Origin of the sequence: Escherichia sp. MOD1-EC6098 (genome assembly GCF_002965865.1) — a bacterium.
In the GTDB taxonomy this organism is placed as follows: domain Bacteria; phylum Pseudomonadota; class Gammaproteobacteria; order Enterobacterales; family Enterobacteriaceae; genus Escherichia; species Escherichia marmotae.
Window position 1 is genome coordinate 330061 of sequence record NZ_PTSN01000002.1, and the last position, 16568, is coordinate 346628.

Sequence of the window (16568 nt, forward strand, 5' to 3'; positions counted from 1 at the left end):
TTAACCAAACTCGCGCAGGCGATGAGCCATTTTTCGGAAGAACGAATCCTGACTTTCGTCGCGATCTTGTTTACCCGTAACCACCACAGTGGCGGTAGTCCCGGCAGGCCAGATGTTATCTTGCTGGTTGTCGAGACGAATACGTACCGGAACACGCTGCGCCAGACGCACCCACTCCAGGTTAGAGTCGATTGTCGCCATACCTTTGTCATCACGCGTGCTGCTGGCGTTAGTGACTCCGGCAGCAACGCTATCGACCGTACCTTTCAGCACTTTATTGCTACCAAGCGGCGTGATCTCTGCGCGATATCCTGGATGTACACCTTCCAGTTTGGTTTCTTCCATATAGGCCAACACATAGAAGGAGTTCTGTTTCACCAGTGCAACGGCCGTTGATCCCCGCGTAATAAATTCACCGGTATAGACGTTGAGGTTGGTCACCCAGCCATCTGCTGGCGCGCGGATCACCGTGCGTTCAAGATCCAGTTTTGCCAGATCGCGGGTCGCCTGCGCTTTCGCTAACTGATGCAGGACCGTTTGCAGCACGTTGTTGGCCTGGTCGATCTCTTCGCGAGACATCGCCTGTATGCCGAGACGGTTACGACGTCCGGCCTCCTGGCGCTTTTCCTGTGCCAGCACCTGATAATAAGCAACGTCGGCTTGTGCTTCCTCGAGCGCCTTTTGATAGCGCGGCTGGTCGATGGTGAACAGTACCTGCCCTTTTTTCACCAACTGGTTATCATGAACATTCACTTGGGTAATGAGACCGGAGACATCCGGCGCAATTGCCACCACGTCGGCGCTAAAGCGCGCGTCACGCGTCCACGGAGATTCGGTGTAATAGACCCAGGCATTAAAAATTGCGATGAAGGCCAGAATGACTAATACGACCGTAATGGCCGTACGGGAGAATTTTCTTATTAGTGTTTTCACTTCAACCTCAAACGAACAGTCGCGATATCAAATAAAACAAACAGCAATAGAGCGCGGTGTTGAACAACGCCGGATGCCAGACAAAGTCGTAGATACCTGTTGGCACAAGTACCCGGCGCACTAGCCAAAAAATCGCCAGTGATAAAAGCAATTCGAAAAATATCGGTGGGAAGGACAGCCCAAACACCACGATAACGGGAAACAGACTCATGTTGACCTTGGTTGTATAGAGAGAGCAGGCGTCATTATTTTCAGCATCTGTCGCCGCAGAGAAGGGCATGGAAAGCCGGGCGAGAGCAACATTGCTGTAGATTAATATTTAATATATTAGCGTAACTGTTATGCTGTTATCTATATTATGTGATCTAAATCACTTTTAAGTCAGAGTGAATAATGGAACGACTAAAACGCATGTCGGTTTTTGCCAAAGTAGTTGAATTTGGCTCTTTTACCGCCGCCGCCAGGCAGTTACAGATGAGCGTATCATCCATCAGTCAGACGGTATCTAAACTGGAAGATGAGTTGCAGGTTAAGCTACTAAACCGCAGCACGCGTAGCATTGGCCTGACCGAAGCGGGTAAAATTTACTATCAAGGCTGTCGCCGGATGCTCCATGAAGTGCAGGATGTTCATGAGCAACTGTATGCTTTCAATAACACGCCCATCGGCACGCTACGTATTGGCTGTTCTTCAACTATGGCACAAAATGTTCTCGCGGGGCTGACGGCAAAAATGCTGAAAGAGTACCCGGGCTTAAGCGTAAATCTGGTCACGGGCATTCCTGCACCTGACCTGATTGCCGATGGCCTTGACGTGGTGATCCGCGTTGGCGCATTACAAGATTCCAGCCTGTTTTCCCGCCGCCTGGGCGCGATGCCAATGGTGGTGTGCGCCGCCAAAAGCTATCTCACACAGTATGGCGTACCGGAAAAACCAGCCGATTTAAGTAGTCATTCATGGCTTGAATACAGTGTGCGCCCGGACAATGAATTTGAACTGATCGCTCCGGAAGGGATCTCAACGCGCCTCATCCCACAAGGGCGATTTGTCACTAACGATCCGATGACGCTGGTTCGCTGGCTAACTGCTGGGGCGGGGATCGCCTACGTGCCGCTGATGTGGGTGATCAATGAGATCAATCGCGGGGACCTGGAGATCCTGCTGCCGCGTTACCAGTCAGATCCTCGCCCGGTTTATGCGCTATATACCGAAAAAGATAAGTTGCCGTTAAAGGTGCAGGTAGTGATCAACTCATTAACGGATTATTTTGTCGAGGTAGGAAAACTTTTTCAGGAGATGCACGGGCGTGGGAAAGAGAAGTAATTCCTTAGCGCAGGTCGAATAAGGCATTCACGCCGCATCCGGCAACCGATGCCTGATGCGACGCTTACCGTCCTGGACAGATTACGCTGTACCACCAACAGTCAGGTTATCGACTTTCAGCGTCGGCTGACCTACGCCAACCGGCAGGCTCTGCCCTTCTTTACCGCAGACACCCACGCCGTTATCCAGTTTCAGGTCGTTGCCCACCATCGAAATCTGCTGCATGGTTTCGATACCAGAACCAATCAACGTTGCGCCTTTCACCGGCTTCGTCACTTTACCGTTTTCAATCAGATACGCTTCTGAGGTGGAGAAGACAAATTTACCAGAGGTGATATCTACCTGACCGCCGCCAAAGTTCGGCGCATAGATACCATACTCAACGGATTCAATGATTTCCTGCGGTGTCGATTTACCCGGCAGCATGTAGGTGTTGGTCATACGCGGCATTGGCAGGTGAGCGTAAGATTCACGGCGACCATTGCCGGTCGGCGTCATACCCATTAAACGCGCATTGAGTTTATCCTGCATGTAACCTTTCAGGATCCCGTTCTCAATCAACACGTTGTATTGACCTGGTGTGCCTTCGTCATCAATCGCCACCGAACCACGGCGATCAACCATCGTACCGTCATCAACCACGGTACACAGTTCAGAAGCCACCAGCTCACCGAGCTGGCCACTAAAGACCGATGTACCACGGCGGTTGAAGTCGCCTTCCAGGCCGTGACCGACCGCTTCATGCAACAACACGCCCGGCCAGCCAGCGCCGAGAACAACCGGCATAGTCCCCGCAGGCGCGGCAACGGCGGAAAGATTGACCAGTGCCATACGCACTGCTTCTTTCGCCCATGCATCAGCGCGAACTTCACCATCGAGGTCAGCAAGGAAGAACTCATAACCGAAACGACCGCCGCCGCCGCTGGCACCACGTTCGCGTTTACCATCTTCTTCGACCAGAACGCTCACGGAAAGACGCACCAGAGGGCGGACATCCGCCGCCAGAGTTCCGTCAGTCGCCGCGACCAAAATTAATTCATAGACGCCGCTCAGGCTGGCAGTCACTTCCTGTACGCGCTTGTCCGCTTCGCGGGCAACTTTATCGACGCGGCGCAGGATATCCAGCTTCTCTTCGCGGCTCATGCTTTGCAGCGGATCAAGCGAGGTATACAGCGGGCTATGCTCTACCGCGCCCAGTGTTTGTACTTTGCCATCGCCACTATCACGGACGATGGTGCGCGCCGCTTGCGCGCTCTGCTCCAGCGCCAGCAGGCTGATTTGGTCTGCGTAAGCAAACCCGGTTTTTTCACCGCTGATTGCACGCACGCCAACACCCTGATCGATGTTGTAAGAACCATCTTTGATAATGCGGTCTTCTAAAACCCAGGACTCGTGATAGCTCGACTGAAAATAGAGATCGCCATAATCAAGGCGACGTTCGGCCAGTTGACCGAGGATCGCGAACAAGTCCTGATGTTTCAGGCCGTTCGCCGCTAGCAATTGTTCACTTACCAGGTTCAGACTCATCGTTTTTGCTACTCGTTAGTTACTGCGGTAGAGGATTTTTTACGGCTGCCGGGTGCGGCGTAAACGCCTTATCCGGCCTGCGGTTTGTTCCGGTTCGTTGGTTTTATGGCAACGATTATCTTATGAGATTGGGGCAATTACATGCCCTCGTCAAATCATTGCGCTTTTTCTTTACGCGGCTGACGCAACACTTCGTTGATTTGCGGAGCATCCAGCGGACCAGAAATGCGATAGCGCAAAATGGAGACCTTACTCCACAGCGGCCCCAGCACTTTACTGGCGGCAAACACTGCCGCGCCGACAATCGGGTTAACCGCAAAGGCCGCAGCCACGCCCACTGTCGCAGAAATCTCTGGCGCGACAACCGCTTCCATATTGAGATCGCGACGCACCAGATTTACCGATCCTTTCATGGCGATATCCGCTTCCAGGCCATCCACCAGCGTGTCGTCAGTGTGCATAACGCCGTCTTTAATCCACGCGGTGCTGCGAATGGAGTCAAAATAGAACCCTTCGCCAAAGGTATCCCTGAAATCAAAGCGCAGCTTACGCATCAGGGCATCAACACTCAATAAGCGCAGCAACTGTCCGGCATGTCCGGTGCTAATTTCGGTAATTTCACCTTTGCCCAGTTGTGTATGAATGATGCCGTTCAATGTCGCCTCGTCTGGCTGCCACGGCGATTTACGCCAGTGCAAATCGTAATCCACATTAAATGATGACTGGCGTATTGGCGTCGTAACACCAAAAAATTCTGCGGCAGCATCAATTTTCTGTCCGCGCAGTTTTCCTTTCAGCGATGTCCGTTGATTTCCGGGATTATTAACCCATTCACCATCAGCAGTGAGCCGCGAGAAACCGGTATCAATCAGCCCGTTGGTCAGGGTTAACGTATCGCCGGAAATGGTGATATCACTGTCGATGCGGCCGAATTTTTGCCCCCATAACCAACATTCTGCGCAACGTATTTGCGCATCCGGCCAGCCACGGAAGCTGATACGCTCCGTTGTCGGGAAAGGTGATGACGGCGTTGAATCACCACGAGTTTTTGCCACGCTCGGGTTGTAATAGAGATATTTGATATTCGCTAACCACGGTGCGTTATTACGCATCGCCAGCGTAGCGTTGATTTCACGCCCTTGCGCCTCGACCTGCGTACCATTTGCCATCGGTTGCGAAACAATGCTCAGGTTATTCCATTGCTGATTTCCCAGCGACAACATCGGTGTACGTAGCGTAATGTGCTGAGGGAAACTCGCTGCGCTGCCAACTTTTTCCGTTGCGCCTTTCTGGAACAAGGCCAGCCACTCGGCACCGTTCATCGGCGGCATATTGAGTTCAACACCACTTTGCTCCGGTAACGGAGGGAGCGTTTTGCTGTCTGCCGCCCAGATGGCGCGATCGAGCGTCAGCTTTTGACCGAGCAACCAGCGGCTATTGAAATGGTTATCCGCGCCTGCCTGTCCGGTTAATTCAAAGCTGTTGAGATTGCCGTTGACCTTAACGTTAATTGGCAACGGTTCGCCAGCAGGTTTGGCTAACGGTGAAGGTAAGTGACTGCTCACATTCTTCAGATCGCCGTTCAGTTCAACGTTATACGTTGCGCCAGCTTGATAAGGTAGCTCAATGCCCACTTTACCATCCCATGCCATACTGCCGCTTAACGCTTCATTCAGCGCTTCAGGCAGAACGCCAGTTTTCGCTGGTTGCCAGTTGCCGTTGAGATTCACCGCAACCTGGTAGGCTTTCGCCCCTTCTTTGGTGGAAAAATCCACGTTCAGTGGCTGGTTAAACCAGTTTGCGGTTAGTGATTCGCTTTGTAGATCGCCATTGATAAAGCTGAATTTGCCGCTCAAATTTTTCAGAGTGCTATCAAGCGGTTTGATAAACAGACTGTTGTTACGCAGCGTCACTTCGCCTTTCGCTGTAACCAGCTCGCCGTCCAGCGGGATATCGAGATGTAAGCGAGCATTCACATCGCCGTCGAGCTGGAGTTCTTGCAGGGTCGCCCCCAGCGAATCCTTCAGCGGCGTCTCATCAAAATAAGGGCCAACAGCTTTGCCCGGACCTTTTATGTCAGCATCAATCAGCAACTTTTCTTTCGAGTAGTCAGGGATCACTGCGGTGAGATTGCTGGCACGCACGCCACCCAGATTAACGCCATCGGTTTTCATCCATAAACCGTCGTTAATAAAGTCCAGTTCAATATCGAGATTAGTTAATGCTGGCCAGTCCGGCTGGAAAGCAAACTTCGCATTACGCAGCGGCACCAACACCTCAAACTGACCTTCGTTGTGTTTGTATGGAAAAAGATGCGGATTGCCGCCATAAACCAGCGTCGCGTTCTCCGCCTCACCACCCTGAATCGCCCCACTTAAGTAATCAACCAGGTCTTTACCCATCAGGTTTTCCGGGAAATAGCGCCAGGCTTGCGAACCATCATCGGTACTGATGCCAGCCAGAATGCCCAGCCAGGGTTCATCATTAGCCGGTTGCAGGTAACGGAAACCACCACGCGCATGGACGGCTTTGGCTTTGACATCAATATTGCGGCCATCGAGCTGAAAACCCTTATCGTTATTCAGCCAGCTTAAGGCCGCCTTGCCGTCGACAATTTCCAGCGGCGCACGAAATACCGTTTCGTAAGGCATTTTCGCCTGCTTCGTGGAAGCGGTAAGCAAACCATTTTCTACGCTACCGGAAAGCGTCCCGGAGAAATGTTCCGCCCCCGGTAGTAATTTCCATTGCTTCCAGGCCAGATCGCTCCACGATGCCTGAAAGCGGGTCTTTTCTGCAGCCTGAAGCGGGATATCCAGCGCCAACGTGTTGATCTTGCCGCTCGGTTGCGTGGAACGCCAGATATCCCCCAAAGCAGGTGAAAGTTTCGCTGCCAACGGGCGTATGCCTTCCAGCCCAGCCAGTTCCAGATTGCTGGCGCGAATACGTAGTTCGTCACTGCGTTTATTATTTTTCCCACCAACGTCCTGTTCCGGTATCCAGGCCAGCGTCAATGCCCCGCTTGGCCAGGGTTTGCCGTCCATAGTGATACGAGTATCAGGAATAGAAAACTGCCAGCCCGGATTTTCACGCGTAATATGTGCGGTCAGATTATCCACCGACAGCGAATGCGTTTTCTTCTCACCCAACCAGCTTGCGCCGCCCTGTTTCAGCCAGACGTCGCCACCGGTCACATCGCCTTTGTCGATCGTCATCCAGCCTTCCAGCGAGAACTGCGCCGTTTCCAGCGCAATGTTGTCCTGCATCCATTTACCCAGCCACGGTTTCAGGTCGATATCATCAGCCTGTAGCCATACGCGACCGTTGCTTAACAACCCCTCGTCATCACGCAGATCCATCCGCACCTGCATCACGCCGTGCTGTCCGGTAAGACTGGAGAGACTTACCTGGCCTTCCGCACGGTGCCGACGCGGATCGTTAAGCCAGGTAAGTTGCGGGATCGCCAGTTCAGCACGCTGGCCTGATGGCGTCAGAAAGCTGACTTCGCTATCGCGGAGATCGAAGTGATCGAACTGGCGTAGAAAAAGATCGCTGATGTGGCTGGCTTCCAGGCTGTCATTACCGCTGTCGCTGGAAATTGGTGTATTGGTGCGAAAGCGCAGTTGCCAGAAAGTGAGATCGCGAAACTGCCAGCGCATATGCAGCAGGCTCTGCCAGACATCCAGCGCCAGGGTGACGCGTTTAACCGAAAACTCACCGCCATCTTTTAGCTCTGCACGAATGTCGCGTGCTTCAATCGTCGGGCCAAAATTCTGCCAACTGGCAGAGAGTTGACTGGCAGCCACCGGCATTCCGGTAGCAGATTCTATTTTGTTGAGGATTTCCGGACGCCAGGCGTCGAGGTACGGTAAAGCAATACGCAGGCCGCTGACCAGCAGCGCAGCGATCACAACGAGCGCGGCTCCAGTAAGCAGTAAAATCCCCGGCAATCGCCTCACCCGTCACTCCTTGTCTGCTAAAAATGTGACTCAAAAACCCTTTGCCGAATGGCGACCCAGCATCTGTTTACATCATAACGACATCAAACTGCTCCTGGTTATAGAGCGGTTCAATTTGTACTTTAACCTGTTTGCCAACGAAAATTTCCACTTCCGCCAGTGAGTGCGACTCTTCGCCTTTCAAGGCTTCGGCTACTGCCGGAGAAGCATAGACCAGGAAACGGTCAGAGTCGTAAGCATGGTGCACACGAACGATTTCTCGCATGATTTCATAACATACGGTTTCCACCGTTTTCACCGTTCCGCGACCGTGGCAGGTTGGGCATTCATTACACAGTACGTGCTCAATACTTTCGCGGGTTCGCTTACGCGTCATCTCCACCAGTCCCAGCGCCGAGAAACCGTTAACGCTGGTTTTTACCCGGTCTTTGCTCAACGCCTGTTCCAGTGAATGAAGCACGCGACGACGGTGATCTTCATTATTCATGTCAATGAAATCAATGATGATAATCCCGCCCAGGTTACGCAACCGTAACTGGCGAGCAATAGCCTGCGTCGCTTCAATATTGGTATTGAAAATGGTGTCGTCCAGATTGCGATGACCGACAAACGCCCCGGTATTAATATCCACAGTAGTCATTGCTTCGGTCTGATCGATAATCAGATAGCCACCGGACTTCAGCTCAACTTTGCGCTCCAGCGCCCGCTGAATTTCATTTTCTACATCAAAGAGATCGAAAATCGGCTGGCGGCCCGTGTAATGCTCCAGCTTGCTGGTCATCTCAGGAATGTATTCCGAGGTAAACTCCAGCAATGCTTCGTAAGTCAGACGCGAGTCAACGCGAATACGGTCCAGTTCGGCATCAGCAAAATCACGCAGGACACGCTGTGCCAGCGCCAGTTCGCCATACAGTTGATAACGAGTCTGTGGGCGCTTTTTACGCTCCATCACTTTAGTCCACACGCGCTTCAAATAAGCGGCATCGGAAGCCAGTTCTGCTTCGCCAACACCTTCCGCTGCGGTACGGATGATAAACCCACCCTGCTCGTCACAATACTCTGCGACCACTTTTTTCAGGCGTTCACGTTCGGATTCACTTTCAATGCGTTGGGAAACCCCAACGTGGGATGCGCCAGGCATAAACACCAGATAGCGAGACGGCAGCGTGATATCCGTAGTCAGGCGCGCGCCTTTGGTGCCCAGAGGGTCTTTCACCACCTGTACCATCAGATCTTGCCCCTGGCGGACCAGTTCCGAAATGTCGCGTACCGTGAACTGCTTTTGTTCCTCGCCCGCCACACATTCGGTGTGCGGCATAATGTCAGAAGCGTGTAGAAACGCGGCTTTCTCCAGCCCAATATCTACAAAAGCCGCCTGCATACCCGGAAGTACACGACTTACACGACCCTTGTAGATATTGCCTACGATTCCGCGTCGCGCCTCACGTTCAATATGAATTTCCTGCAGAATGCCGCCATCAATATACGCCACTCGCGTTTCCGAAGGCGTTACGTTTACCAACAATTCAGCCGTCATGTTTATCCCTTTTCTCACGCAGTGCGTTAAAATTACTTAATAATTCATACGTTTCAACCAGCGGTAAGCCGACTACGGCGTGATAGCTGCCATTTATCTTCCTGACAAAACAACCACCCAGCCCCTGAATACCGTATGCACCTGCTTTATCTAACGGTTCACCGCTGGCGACATAGCCCGCGATGTCTTCACCTGTTAACATTCTGAAAGTCACATCGGTAACCACCAGGCAATCGAGAATGTGCTGGCTGTCGGCCAGCGCCACTGCTGTCATTACCTGATGGGTCTGTCCCGATAATTTGCGTAACATCTGCGCCGCATGTTCTGCGTCGCGCGGTTTCTCTAACACTTCTCCGTTCAGGATCACGATAGTATCCGCCCCCAGCACCGGCAAATCCTGCGCTGCTTGCTCGACGCCCGCTTGCGCTTTTTCGCGCGCCAGACGCACAACATACTGCTGCGCGCTCTCCTGCGGATGACGCTGCTCCTCAATGCCCGTAACAATACGTTCGAAAGTGAGGCCAAGTTGCGCAAGTAACTCCTGACGACGTGGAGAACCGGAAGCTAAATACAGAGAAGTCATAGAAACCTTTATTGCACTGCAAACTGCTGACGGATTTTGCGCATCAGCAAGAAAATCCACGGCCAGAGCACACCATTGACTACACTACTCCAGAACACTTCGGGTCTGAAAGAGACGTTGATCACCAAAAACTCTGACCAGAAAACAATAATATCCACTACCAGCGAAAGCAACATGACGACCAGCGCCTGCTGCCATAATGCCAGGTTGCGGAAAAGCTGGAATTTCAGCGCTACCAGATAAGCAATGATACTCATCGACAACGCCCGTACACCGAGCGTAGAACCGCTGATCAGATCCAGTATGGCACCCATCACAAAACCTGTGCCCACATTTACGCGATGGGGCAAGGCCAGGATCCAATACAATAAAATGAGTAATACCCAGTTTGGCCGGAAAACGATGAGGTTATCCGGCCAGGGCATAATTTGTAGTAACAACGCGATGAGGAAAGAGAGCCAGATAACCCAGCGTCCCTGGCTACGATATCTCGCCACTATTGCCCTCCCGGCGCACGTGCAGGCGGTTGAGCACCACTTTGCGGCGGCGTAACCCCTTGTGGAGAGCGGTTAGTGGCAGTACCCGTTGCTGGTTGCTGCGGATCTGGCTGGGTAATTCCCGTTGCCGGTTCCGGAAGTTTTGGTCCCATTGCATCTGGCGAAGGCAACACCTGCGGCATCATTTGCATCAGGCGTTCATTAGCAACGCGATGCACTTCTTCCGGCGTCATTGGATTAGCGCCGTTACGATCCGCGCCCCACAGCAGCAACAGATAACGCAAACGTTGCAGACCCGCAGTCGGACGAGCCTGAATCACGGTATAAGCGCGCTGGGTATCGAGCTTCACGGAAGAGACGACCGCCACCGGATAACCTTCCGGGAAACGACCACCAAGACCAGATGTCACCAATACATCACCAACACGAATATCAGTATTCGCTGGCAGATGCTCAAGTTGTAAATCATCAGTACAACCGTTACCCGCTGCAATTACGCGGATATCGTTACGAAGTACCTGAATTGGCAGCGCATGGGTCGCGTCACAGATCAGCAGCACGCGGCTGGTCAGTTTTGCGACCGCTACCACCTGACCAACAACACCTTTATCGCTGATGACCGGCTGACCTTCATAAACCCCGTTAACGCTGCCTTTGTCGATAACAACCTGATCGCTGTACGGATCGTTAACCGTAGAGATAACCTGGGTCACCATCTTCTGCTCATCCTGACGCAGCGGAGAACCCAGCAGCTCGCGCAGACGCGCGTTCTCCTGTTTGTATTGTCCAAGCATCAGCAGCTCGCTGTTTTTCAACAGCAGTTCTTGACGTAACGCCCGGTTTTCAAGTTCTAGTTGATCGCGCGAGGCCAGCGTCTGCGATACGCCATCCAGCAATTCTCGAGGAGCATTAGAAATAAAGTAGAAAGGACTGACGGCGGTATCCATATAAGTACGGATTTGACTAAACGTCCCCAGGCGACTGTCGGCAATAATAACGCCGAGCGCCACCAGCACCGCCAGAATAAGGCGAATCTGTAGCGACGGGCCACGGCTAAAAATTGGCTTCATAAGTTATGCGTATTCTCGTATCAGATCAGGCAGGGTAAACAGACGCTTCCCCTGCCTGCATCCGATTACTCTTCGCTGAACAGGTCGCCGCCGTGCATGTCGATCATTTCCAGCGCCTTGCCGCCACCACGCGCCACACAGGTCAGCGGGTCTTCAGCAACAACAACTGGAATGCCGGTTTCTTCCATTAACAAACGGTCAAGGTTACGCAGCAACGCACCACCGCCAGTGAGCACCATTCCGCGCTCGGAGATGTCGGAAGCGAGTTCCGGCGGACACTGTTCCAGCGCAACCATCACCGCGCTAACGATGCCGGTCAGCGGCTCTTGCAGCGCTTCAAGGATTTCGTTGGAGTTCAACGTAAAGCCGCGTGGCACACCTTCTGCCAGGTTACGGCCACGAACTTCGATTTCACGGACTTCATCGCCCGGATAAGCAGAACCGATTTCGTGTTTGATACGTTCTGCGGTCGCTTCACCGATCAAAGAGCCATAGTTACGGCGAACGTAGTTGATGATCGCTTCGTCGAAGCGGTCACCACCGATACGTACAGAAGAGGAGTAAACCACGCCGTTCAGAGAAATAACGGCAACTTCAGTAGTACCGCCACCGATATCAACCACCATTGAACCGGTTGCTTCAGATACCGGCAAGCCTGCACCGATTGCTGCGGCCATCGGTTCTTCAATCAGGAAGACTTCGCGGGCACCTGCGCCCTGCGCGGATTCACGAATAGCACGGCGCTCAACCTGGGTAGCACCAACCGGCACACAAACCAGAACACGCGGGCTTGGACGCATAAAGCTGTTGCTGTGCACTTGTTTGATAAAGTGCTGGAGCATCTTTTCAGTCACAAAGAAGTCAGCGATAACGCCATCTTTCATTGGGCGAATGGCAGCGATATTGCCCGGCGTGCGGCCCAGCATCTGCTTCGCGTCATGACCTACTGCAGCTACGCTTTTCGGTGAACCGGCACGATCCTGACGAATGGCCACCACGGAAGGCTCATTCAATACGATGCCTTGTCCTTTTACATAAATAAGGGTATTCGCAGTACCCAGGTCAATGGACAAGTCATTGGAAAACATGCCACGAAATTTTTTCAACATACTAAGGGATAATCCTGAAAGCTGGGGCGGAAAAGAAAATCCGCTTACTTTACCAACCACACGCAGCAGCGACAAGGCGCAAAAATCATCTGCTGCGGTGAAAATTAGTGCAGTTTGTTTCCTTTGTTACAAATCTCTACCTGAGTCCAGAGAGGCTAAATGCATCAGTAGCATTCCTCGCCTGTTTGCAACTGCGTAAGGTCATTCATCTGCATATGTGCTGCAACAATCTGGCGAACAGACAAGCACGCTCCCGTGAAACGCAGCGCGCATTATTCTACGTGAAAACGGATCAAACGGCAGGTTAAACCGAGTATCTTTGTGAATATTTTTTCACGTTAGTATCAAGTGGCTGTGAGGACGCGAAAAAATCCCCCTGTCCACCTAAAACCCCGCGCTGAATCAGGGTCTGCCACTCGCTTCGCGAACGTACGCCCGTAGCGTAAACCTGAGTGTTGGTCCCGGAACACGCTTCTACCATGCTCTGAACCAACAATTGATTCTCTGTTCGCTTCTCAATGTTTCTTACCAGCCCCGGATGGAGCTTGAGTAATTCAACATTAAGTTCTTTGATCCAACGGGTACTTACCAGCGTCAATCCGGCCTGGTTGACGGCGACCCGAACCCCTAAAGCATTCACTAAACGAATAACAGGTTGCAAGCGACCGATATGTTGACCAACATCAGCCTCTGAAAGTTCAATAATTATGCGTTTTCGTTGCGATTTTTCACATTGCATCAACGTATCGCGTAGCCAACGCTGGAAACGTGGACGAATCAACGACTCAACGGTGACCTGAATCGCCAGATTTTCTTGCGGCCAATAGCGTAGCAGCGGGATGAGGCGACTGACTTACAGGCGGTCATACTCTTCCGATAAGCCAAACTGCAACACCATCGGCATATATTCCGCCGAGCTGACCTCTTCATTACCATCAAAGATGCGGCACATCAGCTCGCGGTGATGAACCTGCCCCTCACGGGTAACCGCCGGTTTCTGATAAAGACGCGGGCCGCCGCGGCTAAGCATTTGCTCAATGAGCGTACGCCAACGAACGTTACCGCGCCCTTTTTCAGGTAACGAGTCATCGTAAATGGCCCAACTGTTGCCGCCTTGTAATCCCGCATTGCGCGTAGCGGATTCAGCATGTTCCATCACCTGTTCGGTATCCTGCCCACTACGCCAGGCACAGATGCCGATGTGAATCATATCATCACGATCGAGCATTTTATTACTCGGTAAGGTATCAACCGCCTTGATCAATTGCCCGGCAATGCTCTCCGCCTCTTTTAATGTCCGGTGTGGCAACAGCACGGCAAAATCGCTACGGTGATAACGTGCCAGCAGCGACCCCGGATAGCGCATCATAAATGTCGATAACAAATTTGTCAGGGTAAAGAGTTGTTCTTCAACCTGACTGTGCCCCCAGGTGTCGCTCAACATATTGAAATCCGGCAGGCGGATCATCATCACGATCCCGTGAGTCCCTACTTTCTCCTGATCTTCCAGTAACGTTGCCAGTTGGTTGTCGAAAAAGAGGCGGTTATTGAGGCCAGTTTTAATATCCTGCGCAGCATAGGAACGAATCAGCGTATCGAGACGACTGTGCTGTTCGCGCGCATTCTGAATTTCGCAAAGCAGCGTATCCAGTGCACTGCTGGCCCCTGGCGGCCATTCATAGATGGTGCCCAGCACATTCGTGCCGCGCTCACCGTTTAAGATACGAGTGGCGCGGGTTTCCAGCAGTTCTTGCCCGGCAAGTTGCCGTTGCAACCAGCGTACAGCCAGGAAGAGCATAATAATGATAAATCCAATCGCACCAGTGAGCGGTGCAGTGGTCATCAGCGAGTGGAAATAGTTGCCCATCGGGTCCTGATACACCAAATGCAGAGACATCCCCGGATGTTTAATCAACGGTACAGTCAGCTCGCGAAACAGATCGCTAGTACCAACCGGACGGTAGCTGCCATTGCGGGACTGGGTATAAACCTGTTTTTTATCGTGCAAAAGATCCACGCGAACGATATCCGCCGACATCATCAGTTCGCTGATTTGTGGCCTCAATGTGCTGAAGTCATTCGACACAAGATGGGTATCGATCGCCGTCGCCACTGCCTGAACACGATGACTAAACTTATACTGAATGGCGTTGTAGAAACTAAGCGAGCAGCCCAGCAGAGTCACAAAAATTGTTAACCCGGTGAGCAGCGTGACAAAGGCCGAAAATTTCGTCGTTAATCTCATCCTTGTGTTAACTCCGATAGTGAGGACGCGGGCATACCAGCAAATCAGATTTATCTCGCAATTTATTGCGCTTCATCGGCTTTGCTTTTCCATTAGCGAGTATAGTCTTCAGAAATTATTTTCCAATCCATCATGCACATGAGGACCTCTTATGCAGGCGTTACTTTTAGAACAGCAGGACGGCAAAACCCTCGCATCTGTACAGACTCTGGACGCAAGTCGCCTGCCGGAAGGCGATGTGACGGTCGATGTCCACTGGTCGAGCCTGAATTATAAAGATGCGCTGGCGATTACCGGTAAAGGAAAAATCATCCGCAATTTTCCGATGATTCCTGGCATAGACTTCGCAGGAATCGTACGCGCCAGTGAAGATCCTCGTTTTCATGCCGGTCAGGAAGTGTTACTCACCGGTTGGGGCGTTGGTGAAAACCACTGGGGCGGGCTGGCACAGCAGGCGCGCGTGAAAGGTGACTGGCTGGTTGCCATGCCGCAAGGTCTGGACGCGCGTAAAGCGATGGTTATCGGTACTGCCGGGTTTACCGCCATGCTGTGCGTAATGGCGCTGGAAGATGCCGGTATTCATCCGCAGGATGGCGAAATTGTCGTTACGGGCGCCAGCGGCGGCGTCGGCAGTACGGCCGTAGCACTGTTGCATAAGTTGGGTTATCAGGTCGTTGCCGTTTCTGGTCGTGAAAGTACCCATGAATACCTGAAAAGGTTAGGTGCCAGCCGTATTTTGCCGCGCGATGAGTTTGCTGAATCCCGTCCACTGGAAAAACAGCTTTGGGCTGGCGCGATTGATACTGTTGGCGACAAAGTGCTGGCGAAAGTACTGGCACAAATGAACTACGGTGGCTGTGTGGCAGCCTGTGGTCTGGCGGGTGGCTTTGCCCTGCCAACCACGGTAATGCCGTTCATTCTGCGTAATGTCCGTTTACAAGGGGTGGATTCAGTCATGACGCCACCAGAACGCCGCGCGCAAGCCTGGCAGCGTCTGGTCGCAGATCTACCGGAATCATTCTATTCGCAGGCAGCAAAAGAAATTTCGCTGGCAGACGCTCCGAAGTTTGCTGAAGCCATTATTAATAACCAGGTGCAAGGGCGCACATTGGTAAAAATAAGCTAAGATTTCGCACAAAATAATTTACATATCGTTAACGAATTTTAGCAGCACTTTGACATTCTCCCTGCCATAGTAATCAGGAGCATACCGGGAGTCTGTTATGAAAAAAATTCGCCAACTTACAGAAGCCGATGTCACTGCCGAATCGGCTTTTTTTATGCAACGTCGGCAGATTCTGAAAACGTTAGGCATCAGCGCTGCTGCACTTTCTCTACCAACCACTACTCATGCCGACCTGCTTAGCTGGTTTAAGGGTAACGATCGCCCGCCCGCACCAGCCGGAAAGCCATTAGAATTCAGCAGGCCTGCCGCCTGGCAAAATAACCTGCCACTGACGCCGGAAGATAAAGTTTCCGGCTATAACAACTTCTATGAGTTCGGACTGGATAAAGCCGATCCAGCGGCAAATGCCGGCAGTCTGAAAACTGATCCGTGGACGTTGAAAATCAGCGGTGAAGTCGCTAAACCGTTAACCCTCGATCATGATGCACTGACCCGTCGTTTCCCGCTGGAAGAGCGGATTTATCGTATGCGTTGCGTAGAAGCATGGTCGATGGTGGTGCCGTGGATTGGTTTTCCGCTGCACAAATTGCTGGCACTGGCAGAACCGACCAGTAACGCGAAATACGTCGCCTTCGAAACCATTTATGCGCCGGAACAGATGC

At 52.2% G+C, this 16568-nt stretch carries 12 protein-coding genes and 1 pseudogene; 3 read left to right on the forward strand and 10 right to left on the reverse strand.

Annotated features, from left to right (window positions below; all coding sequences use genetic code 11):
* Both aaeA and aaeX read right to left on the reverse strand, forming a co-directional pair.
* On the reverse strand, positions 1 to 933 hold the full coding sequence (aaeA, locus tag C0K55_RS04420; RefSeq protein WP_000854025.1) for a p-hydroxybenzoic acid efflux pump subunit AaeA: 933 nt from the start codon (positions 931 to 933) through the stop codon (positions 1 to 3).
* Positions 934 to 940: 7 nt separating this feature from the next.
* On the reverse strand, positions 941 to 1144 hold the full coding sequence (gene aaeX, locus C0K55_RS04425; protein ID WP_000051841.1) for a p-hydroxybenzoic acid efflux pump operon protein AaeX: 204 nt from the start codon (positions 1142 to 1144) through the stop codon (positions 941 to 943).
* A gap of 182 nt (positions 1145 to 1326) precedes the next feature.
* Here aaeX and aaeR point away from each other — a divergent pair, with 182 nt between their 5' ends.
* Positions 1327 to 2256 carry an HTH-type transcriptional activator AaeR gene (gene aaeR / locus C0K55_RS04430; protein ID WP_000440306.1) on the forward strand — a complete coding sequence of 310 codons (930 nt, stop codon included), beginning with the start codon at positions 1327 to 1329 and terminating at the stop codon, positions 2254 to 2256.
* A gap of 81 nt (positions 2257 to 2337) precedes the next feature.
* Here aaeR and tldD read toward each other — a convergent pair whose 3' ends face one another.
* The 8 genes and pseudogenes from tldD to csrD all read right to left on the reverse strand — a co-directional run bounded on the left by tldD (position 2338) and on the right by csrD (position 14780).
* The gene (gene tldD, locus C0K55_RS04435) at positions 2338 to 3783 is read right to left on the reverse strand and encodes a metalloprotease TldD (protein WP_001517185.1); all 1446 of its coding nucleotides are present in this window, start codon (positions 3781 to 3783) and stop codon (positions 2338 to 2340) included.
* 155 nt (positions 3784 to 3938) lie between these two features.
* Positions 3939 to 7739, reverse strand: coding sequence for an AsmA2 domain-containing protein YhdP (yhdP, locus tag C0K55_RS04440; protein ID WP_105266662.1), 3801 nt, complete (start codon positions 7737 to 7739; stop codon positions 3939 to 3941).
* A 67-nt stretch (positions 7740 to 7806) separates the two neighbouring features.
* Positions 7807 to 9276, reverse strand: a complete 1470-nt coding sequence (gene rng / locus C0K55_RS04445; protein WP_000123205.1) for a ribonuclease G — start codon at positions 9274 to 9276, stop codon at positions 7807 to 7809.
* Positions 9266 to 9859 carry a nucleoside triphosphate pyrophosphatase YhdE gene (gene yhdE, locus C0K55_RS04450; RefSeq protein WP_001517187.1) on the reverse strand — a complete coding sequence of 198 codons (594 nt, stop codon included), beginning with the start codon at positions 9857 to 9859 and terminating at the stop codon, positions 9266 to 9268. Before yhdE ends, rng begins: the two co-directional genes overlap by 11 nt.
* An 8-nt stretch (positions 9860 to 9867) precedes the next feature.
* Complete coding sequence (gene mreD, locus C0K55_RS04455; protein ID WP_000135266.1) at positions 9868 to 10356, reverse strand: rod shape-determining protein MreD; 489 nt, start codon at positions 10354 to 10356, stop codon at positions 9868 to 9870.
* Complete coding sequence (gene mreC, locus C0K55_RS04460; RefSeq protein ID WP_000802529.1) at positions 10356 to 11426, reverse strand: rod shape-determining protein MreC; 1071 nt, start codon at positions 11424 to 11426, stop codon at positions 10356 to 10358. The genes mreD and mreC overlap by 1 nt, the downstream gene beginning before the upstream one ends.
* 65 nt (positions 11427 to 11491) lie before the next feature.
* Positions 11492 to 12535, reverse strand: a complete 1044-nt coding sequence (gene mreB, locus C0K55_RS04465; protein ID WP_000913396.1) for a rod shape-determining protein MreB — start codon at positions 12533 to 12535, stop codon at positions 11492 to 11494.
* Between the two features lie 304 nt (positions 12536 to 12839).
* Positions 12840 to 14780 (reverse strand): annotated as a pseudogene (csrD, locus tag C0K55_RS04480) (RNase E specificity factor CsrD).
* Between the two features lie 151 nt (positions 14781 to 14931).
* Between csrD and acuI the strand changes: the two are divergent.
* A complete protein-coding gene (gene acuI / locus C0K55_RS04485; RefSeq protein WP_001148445.1) occupies positions 14932 to 15906 on the forward strand; it encodes an acrylyl-CoA reductase (NADPH) in 975 nt (324 codons plus the stop codon).
* Between the two features lie 97 nt (positions 15907 to 16003).
* Positions 16004 to 16568: protein-methionine-sulfoxide reductase catalytic subunit MsrP (gene msrP / locus C0K55_RS04490; protein WP_105283414.1), on the forward strand; the 565-nt coding region annotated here is incomplete at its 3' end.

Excerpts from the sequence above, each read along its gene's own strand:
- rng (WP_000123205.1), bottom strand. The coding sequence starts at position 9,276 with ATGACGGCTGAATTGTTGGTAAACGTAACGCCTTCGGAAACGCGAGTG.
- acuI (WP_001148445.1), top strand. The coding sequence starts at position 14,932 with ATGCAGGCGTTACTTTTAGAACAGCAGGACGGCAAAACCCTCGCATCT.
- mreB (WP_000913396.1), bottom strand. The coding sequence starts at position 12,535 with ATGTTGAAAAAATTTCGTGGCATGTTTTCCAATGACTTGTCCATTGAC.
- mreC (WP_000802529.1), bottom strand. The coding sequence starts at position 11,426 with ATGAAGCCAATTTTTAGCCGTGGCCCGTCGCTACAGATTCGCCTTATT.
- tldD (WP_001517185.1), bottom strand. The coding sequence starts at position 3,783 with ATGAGTCTGAACCTGGTAAGTGAACAATTGCTAGCGGCGAACGGCCTG.
- aaeR (WP_000440306.1), top strand. The coding sequence starts at position 1,327 with ATGGAACGACTAAAACGCATGTCGGTTTTTGCCAAAGTAGTTGAATTT.
- yhdE (WP_001517187.1), bottom strand. The coding sequence starts at position 9,859 with ATGACTTCTCTGTATTTAGCTTCCGGTTCTCCACGTCGTCAGGAGTTA.
- aaeX (WP_000051841.1), bottom strand. The coding sequence starts at position 1,144 with ATGAGTCTGTTTCCCGTTATCGTGGTGTTTGGGCTGTCCTTCCCACCG.